Genomic DNA, 16,867 nt, shown 5'->3' with positions numbered 1-16,867 from the left:
TCGACGGCATGAGATCGAACAGCAGAATTCCCTCGCTACGACGAGTCGCGTCGGGTGCGGCGGCCGGACTTGTCGCCCTCGGAGTCGCGGTCATCGGGCTCGGCCCCGCGGAAGGATCGGCGACCCGTCCGGGCCACCCGGACAGCCGGCTGCAACGGAACACCGACGCGATCCACGCCCTCGGGGTGACCGGCGTCCAAGCCCGGGTGACCACCGCCGACGGCCGGCACCTCATCGCCACCAGCGGCGTTGCCGACCGTGCCACCGGACGCCCGGTGCCACCGACCGGGCGCTTCCGGATCGCGAGTACCCGCAAGGCGTTCGAAGCCGCCGTCCTCCTACAACTGGTCGAGGAGCACCGGCTGTCCCTCGACGACACAGTCGAGCGGTGGCTACCGGGCGTGGTCCGCGGCAACGGCAACGACGGCCACCGGATCACCGTGCGTCACCTCCTGCAGAACACCAGCGGCATCCACGACGACCTGCCCGGCTACACCACGCCCGAGGAATACCTCCAGCAGCGGTACGACGTCTACACACGCGAGCAACTCGTGGCGCGGGCGATGAACCACCGGCCGGACTTCGCACCCGGAGCGGGCTGGAACTACTCCAACACCGGCTTCGTCCTGGCCGGCATGATCATCGAGCGGGTCACCGGCCGGTCGCTGCGACAGGAGGTCACCGACCGGATCGTCCGTCCGCTCGGCCTGCACGACACCACCTGGCCCGGCACCTCGCCGTCCCTGCCCCGGCCGCACGCCCGGGCATACCAACTGTTCGAGACCGGTGAGCTGGTGGACGTCACCGAGCAGGTTCTGGTCGACCCGGACTCCATCGTCTCCAGCACCCGAGACCTCGACCGGTTCTTCCGGGCCCTGCTGGGCGGCCGGCTGTTGGGCCCCGCACAACTGGCCGAGATGAGACGCACGGAGGGGATCAACGAGGAAATCGGCGCGATCTGGCCGGGCGGTCGCTACGGGCTCGGCCTGGTCAGCCGCCCGCTGCCCTGCGGGGGCGTCTACTGGGGCCACGACGGCGGCGACGGCGGCTACATCACCGTCACCGGCGTCAGCGACGACGGCCGGCGCAGCGCCGTCGTGTCCATGTCCGCCTCGCTCGGCGACTCGCTGGACCACATGCTCGGGCAGCAACGCGGCGCCGACACGCTGATCCAGAACGCGCTGTGCGGCCGGTTGTGACCGGACCAAGCCGCGTGCCGTGAACGAGAGCCCGACCGGCGAGCACGCGGGTCGGGCCCATTTCTGCGGTAGGCGGGGCCCAGCTCAGCCGCCGCAGGGCGGCCCGCTGTGGGTGGCGACGAGCAACCTCGACGGTCGCGGCACGACGGCGGCCGACGACCGCGTCCTCCGTTTACCGCTCACCCACCGTCGCCCCACGAGCTGACCCGGGGGTACGCGGACAGCGCGGCCCGGGATCAGTCACGTCAGAACGATGAGGCACCGGCCACGAGCGCCCGGGCCGCGTCGGTCCACCAGTAGAAGACCTCGCGGCCCGACCGGCGCTTCTGAAGCAGGCCGGCCTCCGTCAGCACGCGCAGGTGACCCCCGACAGTGCCCAGTGGCAGTTCGGTCGCGGCGACCAATGCGGTGGTGCTGATCGGTTCGGCCGCCTGCACCAGGATCCGGCTCCGTGCGTCACCGAGCAGACGCCGCAGAGGATCCGGCGTGCCGAGAGGCGCCCCGGCGAAGATCCCCGTCACCGGATAGACGATCCCGAACCGGTCGGGCAACCTCCAGGAGACCCAGCCTCCCCGGCAGTGGGCCGCGAAGAAGGTCAGCTCCCCGCCCCGTACGTCGAACGGCGGGTAGGGCCGTTCCTCGACCTGCAACCGGCCGTCGCCGAGCCAGCACATGCCCGGCCGCATGTCGTCGATGACCCCGGCCCATCCGTCCCTGCCCAGGCGGGAGATCCGGGACACCACGTCGGCGCGCAGTACCGATTGCCGGCGCGGCCAGTCCGCCTCGATCGTGTGGTGCCAGACCCAGCGCAGCAGAGCAGCAGCCCGGCCCGCCAACCCTGGACCGCGCAACTCGGGGGGCAGCGGGGAGCGTACGCGGGCCAGATCCGCTCGGATCCGCTCGTCCGGCAGCGATTCCAGCGCCACGATCTCGTCGTCGAGCGTCATGTTCGGACGGGCGGGAGGCACCGTCATGAAGTCGGCCATCCAGGAGGGCGACATGGCGTGCGCCACGATGGCCGCGGTCACGGGGTCGCCGTCGAGGAAACCTCGGAATGCGTCGGCGTGCTGGTCCCGCCAGGCCCGGTGCCACGGAAGCGGCTGACCTCGGCGCAGGATGTTGAGCGCCCCCAACGTCTCGGTGAGTTGTGACGTGCCGAAACGTGCCTGCGCCATCACTTCTGCGTCGACCAGGAACACCGCCACGTTTCGCCTCCAGTCGAAACTCTAGGGTCGCACCGCGCGATACCTCAAGCTGCCGGCCATGCAGAGCGTCATTCAGTCGACCGAACCGCGGACCGTGGGCGGGCGGAACTTCAGGGCGTTGTGGGCCGGTGTCGGGATCACCAACCTGGCCGACGGCGTCGTCAAGCTGACCCTGCCCCTGGTGGCCGTGTCGATGACGGACTCCCCCGCACTGGTCGCCGGCACCACTCTGGCCAACACCCTGCCCTGGCTGTTGTTCTCGCTGCCCGCCGGCGTCCTCGCCGACCGGGTCGACCGCCGACGCCTGATCATGGCCTCGACCGTCGTGCGCGCCCTGATCCTGGCCGTGCTCGTCGCCGGCTTCCTCGCGGACGCGCTGCCGCTGGCCGGCCTGTACGCGGGAGCACTGGCACTCGGCATCGCCGAGGTGTTCACCGACACCACCCGGATGTCGGTGGTGCCGATGGTCGTCCCCCGGAACCGCATGGAGTCCGCGTACGCCAAGTTGACCGCGACCGAGACCGTCGCCAACGAGTTCATCGGGCCTCCTCTGGGCGGGCTGCTGGCTGCCGCCGGGCTGGCCGTCGCGCTCGGCGCCGGAGGCGTCGGCTATGCCGGCGCGCTGCTCGCCTTGGTGCTCATGACCGGTCCCTATCGCAGCAACCGCCACCCCGGCTCGACGCCGAGCGCGTCCGGCCTTCGTGCCGACATCCGGGAGGGCGTCCGGTACGTGTGGCGGGAGCGGGTGTTGCGGACGCTGCTGCTGGTAGCCGGCGCGGCGAGTGGCTGCTGGGCGGCGTGGATGTCGGTCATCGTCGTCTATGCGGTCGCGCCCGGACCGCTGGACCTCAGCCGCTCGGAGTACGGACTGCTGATCGGCGCCCTGGGAGTGGGCGGCGTGCTGGGCGCCGGTGTCGCGCCGGCGCTCACCCGCCGGCTGGGAAGGCCGGTCGTCCTCACCGCGTCGATGGCCTGTTTCGCCGTGCTGCTGGCGGCACCGGCGATCTCCTCGTCACCCCCGCTGATCGCCGTGACCACCCTCCTGGGCGGCGCCGGCAGCGGCGCCTGGAACGTCACCTACAGCTCACTGCGCGCGCTCGTCGTCCCCGATGCGATGATGGGGCGCTACAGCGGGGTGAGTCGCCTGACCAGCTGGGGATCGATGCCGCTCGGGGCTCTGCTCGCCGGCTTCACCGCGGAACTGATCGGCGTCAGAGCGGTCTTCTGGGGCGGGGCAGCGCTGTGTGCCCTGGTGATCGCGGTGACGTTGCGTACGGTCAGCTCGCCGGAGTTCCGGCGGTTGGAAGCCCGCGCGAACGCCTCCACGGATCGCGACTGACTCGCCGCGATCCGAGGTGCCGACGCTGACGCGTCACATCGGCCGGACCCAGGCGGACCGCCACTGCGGGGACGGGTCCGCACCGAGGCTCGTCCAGTACTCCCGACCGTCGACGATCCGCCCGTCGCGCACGGTCCAGAACGACGCGACCCGGTGCACGCCCATCCCCTCGTGCGGCACCTCCACTTCGGACACGACCGTCTCGCCCGCCGCCACCACCCGCAGTACCCGGATCGACCAGCCCTCCGGGTACTCGGCGTTGATCTTCACGTAGTTGTCGCGGCCCACGATCCGCTCGGCGCTGGCCGGCCACTCCACCACCACGTCGTCGGCCAGCAGCTCGCCGACGCCGGCCCAGTCCCGGGCCTGCATGCGCTCCCACAACGCGCGTACCACCGCTTCCGAGTCCATTACCGGATGATGGCAGGACCCACCGACAGCTACGACGGCTCGGCGGGCTCGGGTTCGGGTTCGGCCTGGTCGACGGTGCGGCGCGGGCCGGTGAACCACTTGCGGGCCGAGGCGTACCACCAGATGGCGACGCCGAGCAGTACGCCACCGATGGCGATGGGCGCGTAGTTCACCGCCGTCCAGCTGAAGTCGGGGTTGCCTGGTACACCCGCCGGGACGATCGGCAGCACGAAGTAGACCGAGATGACCGCGATCTCGACCACCGCGATCCAGCCGAGCAGCTTGTAGCGGCGGCCGAGCGTCCACGGGCCCGGGGTGAACCGGTCGCCCATCCGCAGCCGCAGGAAGATCGGGATGATGAAGGACAGGTACAGCCCGATCACCGCGACAGACACCACCGCGTAGAACGCGACCGGGATGCCGCCACGCTGGTAGAGCGCGGGCAGCGTGAGCACCAGCCCGGCCAGCGTCGCGCCGATGATGGCGTTGACGGGCGTGCCGTTGCGGTTCACCTTCGACCAGAGTCTCCAGCCGGGCACCGCGCGGTCCCGGCTGAACGCGTACGCCATCCGCGACATCGACGTCACGCAGCTCATGCCGCAGAAGAACTGCCCGATGGTGGAGATGATGATGACGGCCTTGAAGAAGAACGGCGTCAGCGCGCTCTCGAAGATCGCCCCGGAGAAGCCGCCCGCCTCGTTTATGGCGTCCACGTCGGTGGCCGCGAACAGGAACGCCAGCAGCAGGATCCAGCCACCCACCGCCGAGTAGAAGATCGACCGCCACAGCCCCTGCGCGGCGGCCTTGGACGCGCCCCGGGTCTCCTCGGAGACGTGCGCGCAGGCGTCGAAGCCGGTGATCGTGTACTGCGTGAGCAGGAAACCCAGTGGCAGCACGTAGAACCAGAACGCCAGCCCGCCGGTGTCGCCGTCCCCGAAGCCGGAGTTGTTGAACCGCTCGGTGAACACGAACTGGAAGCTCTGGTGGTTGTCCGGGACCAGGACCAGGATCAGCACCACGGCGGCCGCGCCGGCCACGTGCCACCAGACCGAGACGTTCTGGAGTACGTCGATGATCCGGTGCCCGTAGATGTTGATCAGCCCGTGCAGCGCGAGGATCACCACGAACAGCCCGAACGTCTGGTGCCCGGTGCCGGCCCAGCCGTCGAACAACGCCGACAGCGTCAAGTTGAGGAACGTGGCGCAGCCGTAGTCGACCGACGCGGTCACCGCGACCAGCCCGATCAGGTTGAGCCAGCCGGTGAACCAGCCGTGCACCGGCCGGCCCATCGTCGCCGCCCACCAGTAGATCCCGCCCGCTGTCGGGTACGCGGACACCAGTTCGGCCAGGCAGAAGCCGATGATCAGGATGAACAGCGAGATCAGCGGCCAGCCCCAGGAGATCGCCACCGGGCCGCCGTTGTTCCACGCCTGACCGAACGTGGTGAAGCAGCCGGCCAGGATCGAGATGATGGAGAACGAGATCGCGAAGTTGGAGAAGCCGCTCCACTTGCGGCGCAGCTCCTGTTTGTAGCCGAGTTCGGCGAGTCGTCGGGCGTCGTCGTCCATCGGCTGCTCGGCGGTCGGCGCGGGCGTCGTGGCCACTGCACACCTCCTCGAGGCGATGCTCGTGCGAGTGCTCGCAGTGTGCTCCCGGCCGATCAAGGTGGTCAATACGTACCCCGGTAATTGCGTTGTCGCCCGATCCCACCCGGGGCATCATTGTGGGCGTGACCAGGCCCGACCCGACGGGCCGGCACCGGGCGCTCGGCAACGCCCGGTCCGCGGCGGCGCGCGGCGTCCACCTCTCTCTCACTGATGTACGGCGAACTGCCGTACCCTCCGGACGCCCCGCGCCGCCGCACCTCTAGACGAACAGCAGCCCCGCGACCCACAGCGCGGCGATCATCAGGCCGGCGGTGAACTCCAGGACCATCGACAGCCCGGCCGCCTTGAGTGCCTGCACCGTGGCCGGCCAGGCGAGGCGGGTATCGCCCAGCCGCAGCCGTTCCGCGCCGAAGATCCCGCCGACGAAGCCGATCGGCAGCCCGATCACCGGGATCACGAAGAACCCGACCACGCCGAGCAGTCCGCCGGCCAGCAGCGACGTGGTGGGCACGCCGGTCCGCTTCAGGTTGCGCCCCGGCCAGAGGTACTTGAGCACGGTGCCGCCGGCGGCGATCGCGGTGGCGGCGGCGAGCACCGCCCAGCGGCCCGGCCCGGCGTCGCCGAACAGCGTCCACACCAGCACCCCGCCCCAGCACAGCGGCAGAGCCGGCAGCCCCGGCACGATCACTCCGGCCAGGCCGGCGACGATCGCCAGCGCGGCGACCACCGACACCACGGCCTGCGAATCGGTAAGGCTCACAGTTCTCTCCTACCCGCCCAGGCGGGCGCGGATGCCGTCGGCGGGCACGGGTGCGCCGAACAGCCGGCCCTGCCCGGTGTCGCAGCGCAGCGCGCGCAGCCGTTCGGCCTGTACCTCGGTCTCCACCGCCTCGGCCGTCACCGACAGCTCCAGCGCGTGCGCCAGCCGGACCAGCGCGTCCACGATCCGCTCGTCCCGGTGGTCGGCGGCCACGTCCCCGCCGTCACCCTTTATCCCCTCGACGAACGGGCCGGCCAGCTTCACGCAGTGGATCGGCAGCCGCCGCAGGTACGCCAGGTTCGAGTAGCCGGTGCCGAAGTCGTCGATAGCCAGCCGCAGCCCGAGGCCGGCGAGCTGGTGCAGCGTCCGCAGCGGCTCACCGGCGCTGCCCATGACGGCGCTCTCGGTCAGCTCCAGCTGCAACAGCTCGGCCGGCAGGCCGGTGTGCTGCAACGCCTCGGCCACCGTCTCCACGATGGCCGGGTCGTCGGCCTGCCGGGCGGCCAGGTTGACGCTGACCACCGGCGTGGTGTCCGGGTACGCACGCCGCCACGACTCGGCGTCGCGGCACGCCTGACGCAGCACCCAGGCGCCGAGCCGGACGATCAGGCCGGTCTCCTCGGCCAGCCCGATGAAGCGGTCCGGCCCGATCAGTCCCAGCTCCGGGTGCTGCCAGCGCACCAGCGCTTCGACCGCCACCATCGTGCCGTCCAGCAGCGACACGATCGGCTGGTAGTGCAGCACGAACTCGCCCCGGTCCAGCGCGGCGGGCAGGTTCGCGGCCAGCGCGGAACGGGCGATGTCGGCGGCGCTGCGCTCCGGGTCGTACACCGCCCAGCGGCCCCGGCCCTCCGCCTTGGCCCAGTAGAGCGTGGTGTCGGCGGCCTTCATCAGGTCACCGACGCTCGTCTCCGCCGCCGGGCACTCCACGATGCCGATGCTCGCCGATACGGCCAGCTGCTGGTCGCCGACGTGCACCGGCGCGGACACCGCGGCCAGGGCCAGTTCGGCGACCTCCACCGCGTCGTCGATGCCGCCGTCGGAGTCGACCAGGATGACGAACTCGTCGCCGCCCATCCGGGCCACCAGGTGACCGCGCCCGGCCACGCAGTCGCTGAGCCGGCGGGCGATCACCTTGAGCAGCCGGTCGCCCAGGTCGTGGCCGAGGCTGTCGTTCACCGCCTTGAAGCCGTCCAGGTCGATGAAGCAGAGGCCGACGCGCTGGTCCGGGCCGGCGCCGTCGAAGACCTCGCCGAGTTGTTCGAAGAACAGCGTCCGGTTGGGCAGGCCGGTCAGCGGGTCGTGCAGCGCCTGGAAGCGCAGCCGCTGCTGCAGCTCGTACCGCTGGGTGATGTCCTCCACCATCGCGACGGTGAACCGGGGCCGGCCGTCGTCGTGCCGGATCAGCGAGACCGCGAGGTCGGTCCAGACCACGCTGCCGTCCTTGCGGTAGTAGCGCTTCTCCACCCGGGCGCTGTCCCGCTTGCCCTCGATCAGCTCCTTGTACAGCTCCCACATCCCGGCCGCGTCGTCGGCATAGGCCAGCGCCGACACGTTCATCCGCCGCATCTCCGCGACGGTGTAGCCGAGCATGTCCGCGAACGCCTGGTTGACCTCGATGATCTGCCCGTCCACCCCGGCGATGCCGATGCCGATGACGGCGCCGGTGAAGACCGCCCGGAAGCGGGCCTCGCTGTCGCGCAGCGCCTGCTCGACGGTGTCCCGGGCCTGCCACGCCGACCGGGCGATCCGCTCCTGCTGGCTGAAGACCCGGTCGCGCAGCGCGCGGGCGAACCCGGCAGCGAACGCGCCCTGCAGCAGCGCCACCCGCTCGCGCAGCTCCGGCGACTCGGTGCGTGACGGCAGCACCCAGGGCAGGAACCGGTCACCGAGCGCCTGCACCGACCAGTCGAGCACGCCCGGCTCGGTGAGGTGCGCCTGGACCAGGGCACGCCCCACCTCCTCCGCCGGGCCGGCGGAGAAGGTGGGGGCGAGCAGGGCCTCGCCGAGCCGCTCGGTGAGCGGCACCAGCAGGCGCTCGGTCTCGGCCGCGCTCAGCGGCACGAACCCGATGCGACGCACCGCGCGAGCCCACTCGGCGGCGTACGCGGCGGCGCCGGGCCGGCTGACGTCTCCCCCGTCGCTGTCCGGGGCGCGCATGGGGTTCAGCCGGCGGCGCGGTCGTGCCGGGCGACGCCGCCGAAGGCCCCGAACCGCTCCGGGTGCTCGTCCACGTCCGACGGGGAGTCGGGCCGCCACAGCGGCATGTGCACCACGCCCGGTTCGAGGATCGTCCAGTCGCCGAAGAAGCCGGTGATCTCGGCCCGCGAGCGCAGCGTGATCTCGGTGGCGGTACGCGCCGACAGCCGCTGCGCGTCCAGCATCTCCTGCGGCTGGTCCTCGAACGTGGAGTGGGAGATGACCAGGTAGCTGCCGGGTGCGGCGGCGGCGCGCAGGGTGGCCAGGATGTCGGCCGGGCGGTCGGCGTCGGGCACGAAGTGCACCACGCCGGCGAGCAGGATGCCCAGCGGCCGGTCGAAGTCGATCAGGCCGCTGGCGGCGGCGTGGTCCAGGATCAGCTTCGGCTCGCGCAGGTCGGCCAGGACCGCGGTGGCCCGGTCGTTGCCGGCGAGCAGTTCGTGGCTGTGCGCCACGGCGACCGGGTCGATGTCGACGTACACGATCCGGGCGTCCGCGTTGGCGGCCTGGGCGACCTCGTGCACGTTGCCGACGGTGGGGATGCCGGAGCCGATGTCGAGGAACTGGTCGATGCCGGCGTCGAGCAGCACCCGTACGGCCCGGCGCAGGAACTCCCGCCCGGCGCGCATGGTGGCGGCCAGGTTCGGCGTCATGGCCGCGATCTGTTCGGCGAGCTGCCGGTCGATCTCGAAGTTGTGCGCCCCACCGAGGAAGTAGTCGTAGACCCGAGCGGCGCTCGGCCGGCTCAGGTCGATCTCGGTGGGCAGGCTCTCCGGCGTCTGCATCGCTCGGTCCCCCAGGTCGTCGTCCGCCGTCGATGGCGGATCATGTGGTCCAGACCACTCTAGGCCGGTACGGCGGGGTTCGGGAGATCCACAGCGGGCGATGCCGGCGGCCCGGTTCAGCCGGCCGATTCCAGCAGCAGCGAGATGCCCTGGCCGACGCCGATGCACATGGTGGCGAGCGCCCGCCGGCCGCCCCGCCGGCGTAGTTCCAGCGCGGCGGTCAACGCCAGCCGGGCGCCGCTGGCACCGAGCGGGTGACCCAACGCGATGGCACCGCCGCCGGGGTTGACGTGCTCGGCGTCCTCCGGCAGGCCCAGCTCACGCAGCACCGCCACGGACTGCGCGGCGAACGCCTCGTTCAGCTCGATCACGTCCACGTCGACGAGCGACAGGCCCGTCCGGTCGAGCAGCTTGCGGGTCGCCGGGACCGGGCCGATGCCCATGATCCGCGGCGGTACGCCGGCGGACGCGGCGCCGCGTACCCGGGCCAGCGGGGTGAGGCCATAGCGTTCGACGGCGGCCGCGGAGGCGACGAGCAGCGCGACGGCGCCGTCGTTGACGCCGGAGGAGTTGCCTGCGGTGACGGTGCCGCCCTCGCGGAACGGGGTGGGCAGCGTGGCGAGCTTCGCAAGCGTCGTCTCGCGCGGGTGCTCGTCGGCCTCGACCAGCTTCGACTCCCGCTTGCCGGCGGGCACCGTCACCGGGACGATCTCCTCGGCCAGCCGGCCGTCGGCCTGCGCCTTGGCGGCCCGCTGCTGCGACCGGTACGCGAAGGCGTCCTGCGCGGCCCGGTCCACGCCGAACTCGGCCGCCACGTTCTCCGCCGTCTCCGGCATCGAGTCGACGCCCCAGCCCTTGCGCATCAGCGGGTTGACCAGCCGCCAGCCGATCGTGGTGTCGTACACCTCGGCGGTGCGGGCGAACGGCGTGGCCGCCTTCGGCATGACGAACGGCGCCCGGCTCATGCTCTCCACGCCACCGGCCACCACCAGGTCGGCCTCCCCGGCGACGATCGCGCGGGCGGCGGAGGCGAGCGCGTCGAGGCCGGAGCCGCAGAGCCGGTTGACGGTGCTGCCCGGCACCTCCTCCGGCAGGCCGCCGAGCAGCGCCGCCATCCGGGCCACGTTGCGGTTGTCCTCACCGGCCTGGTTGGCGCAGCCCAGGATCACGTCGTCGGTGCGGGCCCAGTCGACAGACGGGTGGCGGGCCACCAGCTCGCGGACGACGTGCGCGGCCAGGTCGTCCGGGCGGACCCCGGCCAGGGCGCCGGCGTACCGGCCGATCGGGGTACGGACTCCGGCAACGAGATAGGCCACTGTCATCGCGCGTACGTCCTTCGGGGGTGGGAAGGGGTCGGTGGGGGTACCCGGCGCCAGGATATCCGTGACCGGAGCGGATAGGTTTGCCGCATGTCCGGGGCCCAGTTCAGCGCAGAGACAAGCGGCGGCGGCGCGTTCGTCCGCCAGCCCAACCGGTTCACCGGCCGGGTCACCCCGCACTCCACGTCACCCGAGGGCGGCGGGCCGGACGAGGCGGGGCGCTGGCCGCTGGAGGCGGGCCGCTACCGGCTGATCTGGTGCCGGGCCTGCCCGTGGGCGCACCGGGCCCGGATCGTGCGCGGCCTGCTCGGCCTGGACGAGGTGATCTCGCTGGGCACCGTCGACCCGATCCGGGACGAGCGGGGCTGGCGGTTCGCGCTCGACCCGGACGGCTTCGACCCGGTGCTCGGCATCGGTTTCCTGTCCGAGGCGTACCTGTCCACCGACAGGGACTACACCGGCCGGGTCACCGTGCCGGCGCTCGTGGACACGCTCACCGGGCGGGTGGTGACGAACGACTATCCGCAGCTCACGCTGGACTTCTCGACCGAGTGGCGGCGGTTCCACGCGCCGGACGCGCCCGATCTCTACCCGGTCGAGCTGCGCCCGGAGATGGACGCTCTGATGGCGGAGATCCACCGGGACGTCAACAACGGCGTCTACCGGTGCGGCTTCGCCACCTCCCAGGAGGCGTACGACGAGGCGTTCACCGCGCTGTTCGCCCGCCTGGACGCGCTGAGCGAGCGGCTGTCCGGTCGGCGCTACCTGATGGGCGACGCGATCACCGAGGCGGACGTGCGCCTGTTCACCACGCTGGTGCGCTTCGACGTGGCGTACCACGGCCACTTCAAGTGCAACGAGCGCAAGCTCACCGAGATGCCGGTGCTGTGGGCGTACGCGCGGGACCTGTTCCAGACGCCGGGCTTCGGCGAGACGGTGGACTTCGACCACATCAAGCGGCACTACTACGCCACCCACGACATGATCAACCCGACCCGGATCGTGCCGCTCGGCCCCGATCTGTCCGGCTGGACCACCCCGCACGGACGTGGCTGAGGACACGGCCCGCCGGATCGCCGCCGCGTTCGCCGGCGTCTGCCTGGCCGCAGGCGTCGCCGCGGTGACCGTTGCGGTGGTCGCCGGTCCCGGTCCGGGCCCCGCCGGGTACGTGAGTGAGGCGGGCATCACCGACAGCGGGTATGCCGGGGCGTACCGGATCGGGATCTTCTCGGTGGCCGCGTCGCTGCTGCTGCTCGCCGGGGCGCTGCCGCCGGGGTTGCGCGGGGCGGCCGGGCTGCTCGGCGTCGGCGCGGTCGCCACTGTGCTCTCCGGCGCTGTCACGTGCAGCGAGGGCTGCCCGCTGCCGCCGTTCGAGGCGCCCACGGTGGCCGACCTGGTGCACGGCGGGGCCAGCATCGCGGCGACGGCCGCTGTGGTGCTCGCCATGCTCGTGGTGCTGTTCTCCCCGGCCGCGGACCGGGGGCTGCGGCGGATCGCGGCGGTCGGCGCGGCACTGGCGCTGCCGGTGGCCGTCGTGGTCGCGGCGGCGCTGCTGCTGGTCGGCCGCAGCGCGCTGCTCGGGGTGTCGGAACGGGTGCTGCTGGTCGTGGTGGCCGCCTGGGGACTGATCACCTCCGGCTACCTGGCTGTAAGGAGCCTCACCGGCGACGGTCCTTCCGTTCCGACCCGGGACGGGAGTAACGTGTCGCGACGATGACCAATGTCTGGTGCCTCACCGAGCGCCTGTACGTCGATCTCCGACGGCAGGCCAGCGGCGTCTGTCCGGCGTAGCTCCACGCCCCCGACGCCCGCCTTCCCTCTCCAGACCTTGGATCCGTCCCCATGACTTCCGCCCTGCGCAGAATTCCCTTCTCCGTCCAGATCCTGCTCGGCCTCGTGCTCGGCGTGGCGCTCGGTTTCCTCGCCCGCGCCGCCGACCTCGCCTGGCTGACCAGCACGCTCGACACCGTCGGCGGCCTCTTCGTCCAGCTGCTCAAGCTCGCCGTGCCGCCGCTTGTCTTCACCGCCATCGTGGTCAGCGTGGTGAGCCTGCGCGGCGTCGCCAACGCCGCCCGGCTCGCCGTCAAGACACTGCTCTGGTTCGCCGTCACCGCCCTCATCGCGGTGAGCATCGGCATCGGCATCGGCCTGCTCACCGACCCCGGGCGGGGCGTCGACCTGGACCCGGCCGGCGCCACCGCACCGAAGACCACCGGCTCCTGGATCGACTTCCTCACCGGCATCGTCCCGACCAACCCGGTCGGCGCGTTCGTCGAGGGCAACGTCCTGCAGATCGTCTTCCTCGCCCTGGTGGTGGGCGCCGCCGCGCTGCTCGTCGGCGACGCCGCCGAGCCGTTCGTGTCGCTCAACCGCTCGCTGCTGTCGATCGTGCAGAAGGCGCTCTGGTGGGTCATCCGGCTCGCCCCGATCGGCACGCTCGGCCTGATCGGCAACGCCGTCGCCTCGTACGGCTGGGACCTGCTCGCCCCGCTCGCGAAGTTCACCACGGCCGTCTACGTCGGCTGCGCGCTGGTGCTGTTCGTGGTCTACCCGGTGCTGCTCGCCGTGGCCGGCAGGCTCAATCCGCTGCGCTTCTTCGCCGGCGCCTGGCCTGCCATCGAGCTGGCCTTCGTCTCCCGCTCCTCGGTGGGCACCATGCCGGTGACCCAGCGCTCGGTGGAGCGCCTCGGCGTCCCCCGCGAGTACGCCTCCTTCGCGGTGCCGTTCGGCGCCACCACGAAGATGGACGGCTGCGCCGCCATCTACCCGGCGCTCGCCGCGATCTTCGTGGCGCAGGTGTTCGGCGTGAACCTGGGCGTCACCGACTACCTGCTCATCGCGTTCGTCTCGGTGGTCGGTTCGGCCGCGACCGCCGGCCTGACCGGTGCGATCGTCATGCTCACGCTGACCCTGAGCACGCTGGGCCTGCCGCTGGCCGGGGCCGGTCTGCTGCTGGCCATCGACCCGATCCTGGACATGATCCGTACCGCCACGAACGTGGCCGGGCAGGCCGTGGTGCCGACCATCGTGGCCGCCCGGGAGGGCACGCTCGACCGGGCCGCGTACGACTCGGCCGGCAAGCGCGACCTGATCGAGCCGGTCGAGACCGAGCGGCTCGACCCCGTACCCGCCTGATCCACACCTCTTCGGGTGCGTCCCGCGCAACGGGGCGCACCCGAAGTCATGACCGGAGGATCCTCGCCAATGAGCGCCCTGTTCACCCCGCTCGCCCTGCGCGGCGTCACAGTGCCCAACCGGATCGCGCTGGCACCCATGTGCCAGTACAGCGCCGGACCGGACGGCCTGCCCACCGACTGGCACCGCGTCCACCTCGGTTCCCGCGCCGTCGGCGGGGCCGGGCTCGTCATCACCGAGGCGACGGCAGTGGTGCCCGAGGGCCGGATCAGCCCGCAGGACACCGGCCTGTGGTCCGGCGCGCACGTCGACGCGTGGCGGCCGATCACCGCGTTCGTCGCCGGTCAGGGTGCGGTGCCGGCCGTGCAGCTCGCGCACGCCGGGTTCAAGGCGTCCACGTACCGGCCGTGGGCGCCGGCGCGCGGCGGCGTGCCGGACGCCGAGGGCGGCTGGACCCCGGTCGGCCCCGGTGACCAGCCGTTCGTTCCGGAGTACCGCACGCCGACCGCGCTGGACGAGTCGGGCATCGCGGCGGTGGTGGACGCCTTCGCGACCGCCGCCGGGCGGGCGCTGGACGCCGGGTTCGCCGCCGTGGAGATCCACGCCGCGCACGGCTACCTGCTGCACGAGTTCCTGTCCCCGCTGACCAACCGGCGCACCGACGGCTGGGGCGGTGACCGGGCCGCCCGGATGCGGCTCACCCTCGACGTGGCCCGCGCGGTACGCGCCGCCGTCGGCGAGTCGGTGCCGGTGCTGACCCGGATCTCCGCCACCGACTGGGCCGACGGCGGCTGGACCGTCGAGGACAGCGTGGTGCTCGCCGGGGAACTGGCCGCCGCCGGAGTCGACCTGGTCGACACGTCCTCGGGCGGCGCGGCGGTCAAGGCGTCCATCCCGGTCGGACCCGGCTACCAGGTGCCGCTGGCCGCCCGGATCCGCCGCGACGCCGGGGTGCCGACCGGCGCGGTGGGCCTGATCGTCGAGCCCGAGCAGGCCGAGCAGATCGTGGCCGGCGGCGAGGCGGACCTGGTGCTGCTGGGCCGGGAACTGCTGCGCGACCCGTACTGGCCGCGCCGCGCCGCCGCCAAGCTCGGCGCCGCCCCCACCTGGCCCGACCAGTACACCCGAGCCTTCTGACCGTCCGCCCCGCCCGTGCGACGGGGAAGACCCCGAGAGGTCAGCCGGCCAGGTGGTTCCAGCGGGGTTCCAGGTCGGTCCAGGTGCCCTGGTCGGCCACCGTGCCGTCGATCAGCACCACCACGTGGTCCGCCCGGACCAGCGCGGCCCGCTTCGCGGTCGAGCCGACCACAGTGACCCCGTGCTCGCGCAACGCCGCCCACAGAGCCAGCTCCGTGCTCACGTCCAGCGCCGACGACACGTCATCGGCCACCAGCAGCTCGGTACGCGGGGCGAGCGCCCGGGCCAGCGCCAGCCGCTGGAGCTGACCGCCGGACAGCCGGGTGCCCTTGTGCCCGATCAGCAACCCGAGCCCGCCCCCGGCCGCGGCCAGGTCGTGTTCGAGCTGGGCGGTGGTGACCGCCCCGGCGGCGTCCACCTGGTGGCCGAGCGCGATGTTGTCGGCCACCGTGCCGGAGAGCACCCGGGGCATCTGGCCCACGTACCCGACCTGGTTGGGACGCAGGAACATCTCCGGCTCGGTCACCGGGTCACCGTTCCAGCGCAGCTCGCCGACGTGGTGCACGATCCCGGCGAGCGCGCGCAGCAGCGACGACTTGCCGGACCCGACCGGGCCGACGACCAGCACCAACTGCCCGCGCTCGACCACCAGGTCCACGTCGCGGACGGCGAGCGTGCCGTCGGAGTGCAGCGCACCGAAGCCGGCCAGCTCCAGGCGGCGCAGCGGGTGCCGGGGCGGCGGCTCGGGCGCGGGCGCGGTGCCGGCGACCAGGTCCAGGCCGGGCACCGGCGCCGCGTACACGGCCTCGCCGGTCATCGCCACCGTCCGCTTCGTCCACACCCGCGCCGACGGGTACTGCGAGACCAGCGACGCGGTGGTCCACGCGAACCAGCGGGCCGCGGCCAGGGTGGACACGGCCACCAGCGTGGCACCCGCCGACAGCTCCCCGGCCAGGTAGAGCGCCCACGCGCCGATCGGCAGCAGGCCGCTGGCGACCGACGGAGTGGACCGGGCCCACACCTGCATGGCGATCTCGCGTCGCTGCCGCTCGCTGCGTACCTCGTCCAGCCGGGCGAGGTGGCGCAGCACCGGGCGGGTCGCGCCGGCCAGCTTGACCGTACGGGCGGCGGACAGCGCGGAGACCAGCGCGGTGGCGAACGCGGCGCGCGCCTTCACCGTGCCGGCCGCGGTGCGTTCCAGCCGGGGCGCGAACAGCGTCGCCGCCAGCCCGGAGACCACCATCGTGCCGACGAAGAACATCGCCGGTACGAGACTGCCCGTCACCAGCGTCATGGCGACCACGATGACCAGCGAGATGAACTGGTCCATCAGGTTGTCGGCCAGGTGCACCACCCGGTCGGTGTCGCCGCCCTGGGCCACCACCTCGGCCGGGGTGTGCCCGCTGACCCGGCGCGCGCCGGTCTGCCCGTGCACCAGCCGGGCGCTGATCCGCAGCATCTGCCGGATCCACCACTGCGGGAACCACAAATTGGTCAGGTACGGCAGCGGCAGCACCACGAGCAGCGCGGCCACGATGCCCAGCGCCGGCAGCCACGGGTCGCCTCCGCCGATCAGGTCGGCCCAGAGCCAGGGCAGCACCGCGCCGTCCATGCCGAGCACCGTCATCACGATGAACAGGCCGACCGAGAGCAGGCCGTACCGGGTGTCGTTGGTGCCCAGCCGGAAGATCTCCCGCATGGTCCGCGCGGGCGGCAAGGGCGGCGCGGGTGGCGGGTCGGCGCGCGGCACGGCGGCCGGCCGGGTCGCGGG

Annotated in this window: 14 protein-coding genes; 6 read left to right on the top strand and 8 right to left on the bottom strand. The window is 72.5% G+C overall.

Annotated elements, in window-relative coordinates:
• The first annotated feature begins 8 nt into the window (after positions 1–8).
• Complete coding sequence (locus AC2CHG_RS11700; protein WP_484524728.1) at positions 9–1,199, top strand: serine hydrolase domain-containing protein; 1,191 nt, start codon at positions 9–11, stop codon at positions 1,197–1,199.
• A 245-nt stretch (positions 1,200–1,444) separates the two neighbouring features.
• On the opposite strand, the gene AC2CHG_RS11695 is transcribed toward AC2CHG_RS11700, so the two are convergent.
• Positions 1,445–2,374, bottom strand: a complete 930-nt coding sequence (locus tag AC2CHG_RS11695; RefSeq protein ID WP_194799769.1) for an ArsR/SmtB family transcription factor — start codon at positions 2,372–2,374, stop codon at positions 1,445–1,447.
• An 88-nt stretch (positions 2,375–2,462) separates the two neighbouring features.
• Between AC2CHG_RS11695 and AC2CHG_RS11690 the strand changes: the two genes are divergently transcribed.
• Complete coding sequence (locus AC2CHG_RS11690; protein ID WP_484524727.1) at positions 2,463–3,743, top strand: MFS transporter; 1,281 nt, start codon at positions 2,463–2,465, stop codon at positions 3,741–3,743.
• Between the two features lie 33 nt (positions 3,744–3,776).
• Here AC2CHG_RS11690 and AC2CHG_RS11685 read toward each other — a convergent pair whose 3' ends face one another.
• The 6 genes from AC2CHG_RS11685 to pcaF all read right to left on the bottom strand — a co-directional run bounded on the left by AC2CHG_RS11685 (position 3,777) and on the right by pcaF (position 10,827).
• A complete protein-coding gene (locus tag AC2CHG_RS11685) occupies positions 3,777–4,154 on the bottom strand; it encodes a nuclear transport factor 2 family protein (RefSeq protein ID WP_194799767.1) in 378 nt (125 codons plus the stop codon).
• Positions 4,155–4,183: 29 nt separating this feature from the next.
• Positions 4,184–5,758, bottom strand: a complete 1,575-nt coding sequence (locus tag AC2CHG_RS11680; RefSeq protein ID WP_194799766.1) for an amino acid permease — start codon at positions 5,756–5,758, stop codon at positions 4,184–4,186.
• Positions 5,759–6,020: 262 nt separating this feature from the next.
• A complete protein-coding gene (locus tag AC2CHG_RS11675) occupies positions 6,021–6,521 on the bottom strand; it encodes a DUF456 domain-containing protein (protein WP_194799765.1) in 501 nt (166 codons plus the stop codon).
• Positions 6,522–6,530: 9 nt separating this feature from the next.
• The gene (locus AC2CHG_RS11670; RefSeq protein ID WP_194799764.1) at positions 6,531–8,681 is read right to left on the bottom strand and encodes a putative bifunctional diguanylate cyclase/phosphodiesterase; all 2,151 of its coding nucleotides are present in this window, start codon (positions 8,679–8,681) and stop codon (positions 6,531–6,533) included.
• 5 nt (positions 8,682–8,686) lie between these two features.
• Positions 8,687–9,505 carry an SAM-dependent methyltransferase gene (locus AC2CHG_RS11665; RefSeq protein ID WP_194799763.1) on the bottom strand — a complete coding sequence of 273 codons (819 nt, stop codon included), beginning with the start codon at positions 9,503–9,505 and terminating at the stop codon, positions 8,687–8,689.
• A gap of 116 nt (positions 9,506–9,621) precedes the next feature.
• Positions 9,622–10,827 (bottom strand): 3-oxoadipyl-CoA thiolase, encoded by a 1,206-nt coding sequence (gene pcaF, locus AC2CHG_RS11660; RefSeq protein ID WP_194799762.1) that lies wholly within the window; start codon positions 10,825–10,827, stop codon positions 9,622–9,624.
• An 87-nt stretch (positions 10,828–10,914) separates the two neighbouring features.
• Here pcaF and AC2CHG_RS11655 point away from each other — a divergent pair, with 87 nt between their 5' ends.
• The 4 genes from AC2CHG_RS11655 to AC2CHG_RS11640 all read left to right on the top strand — a co-directional run bounded on the left by AC2CHG_RS11655 (position 10,915) and on the right by AC2CHG_RS11640 (position 15,096).
• Positions 10,915–11,880, top strand: coding sequence for a glutathione S-transferase family protein (locus AC2CHG_RS11655; protein WP_269696300.1), 966 nt, complete (start codon positions 10,915–10,917; stop codon positions 11,878–11,880).
• Positions 11,873–12,541 (top strand): DUF998 domain-containing protein, encoded by a 669-nt coding sequence (locus tag AC2CHG_RS11650; protein WP_194799760.1) that lies wholly within the window; start codon positions 11,873–11,875, stop codon positions 12,539–12,541. The genes AC2CHG_RS11655 and AC2CHG_RS11650 overlap by 8 nt, the downstream gene beginning before the upstream one ends.
• A 137-nt stretch (positions 12,542–12,678) precedes the next feature.
• Positions 12,679–13,959: a dicarboxylate/amino acid:cation symporter gene (locus tag AC2CHG_RS11645; protein ID WP_194799839.1), complete on the top strand. Its 1,281-nt coding sequence runs from the start codon at positions 12,679–12,681 to the stop codon at positions 13,957–13,959.
• 69 nt (positions 13,960–14,028) lie between these two features.
• A complete protein-coding gene (locus AC2CHG_RS11640; protein ID WP_484524726.1) occupies positions 14,029–15,096 on the top strand; it encodes an NADH:flavin oxidoreductase/NADH oxidase in 1,068 nt (355 codons plus the stop codon).
• Between the two features lie 40 nt (positions 15,097–15,136).
• Here the strand turns inward: AC2CHG_RS11640 and AC2CHG_RS11635 are convergent.
• Positions 15,137–16,867, bottom strand: a 1,731-nt coding sequence (locus AC2CHG_RS11635; protein WP_484524725.1) for an ATP-binding cassette domain-containing protein, incomplete at its 5' end; no start/stop codon positions are given.

Source organism: Micromonospora sp. ATLC20 (genome assembly GCF_057196585.1).
The sequence above is the reverse complement of the archived record's forward strand: the minus strand, read 5'-3'. Positions and strand labels throughout refer to the sequence as shown.